General features: G+C 60.5%; 1 protein-coding gene. It reads right to left on the bottom strand.

The genetic code is table 11. The features are described from left to right. The coding region (locus DIE15_RS37335) for an Ig-like domain-containing protein (protein ID WP_185734625.1) at positions 1-395 on the bottom strand (395 nt) is incomplete at both ends.

Genomic DNA, 395 nt, shown 5'->3' with positions numbered 1-395 from the left:
TCGACACCGGTGAGATTCAACGTGCCGACATTGGTGATGTGGTCGGTCGCGTTGCTACCGGAGTCGGTCGTGAGCGCAACACTGGGTGCAGCGGCCGAGGTATCGAGCGTGAAACTGAACGATGTGGCTGACGAGGTGTTGCCCGCGATATCGGTCTGCCGGACCTGTACGTCGTTCACGCCTTCAACCGCGCTGAAGCTGGTGTTCCAGGTATGACCGCCGTCGATCGAATATTCGACCGTGGCGCCGGTTTCGACACCGGTGAGATTCAACGTGCCGATATTGGTGATGTGGTCGGTGGCGTTGTTGCCGGAGTCGGTGGTCAACGCAACACCGGGTGCAGCGGCCGACGTATCGAGCGTGAAGCTGAACGACGTAGCCGACGAGGTGTTGCC

This window comes from Burkholderia sp. Bp9031 (assembly GCF_003857965.1).
GTDB lineage: Bacteria > Pseudomonadota > Gammaproteobacteria > Burkholderiales > Burkholderiaceae > Burkholderia > Burkholderia ambifaria_A.
The sequence above is the reverse complement of the archived record's forward strand: the minus strand, read 5'-3'. Positions and strand labels throughout refer to the sequence as shown.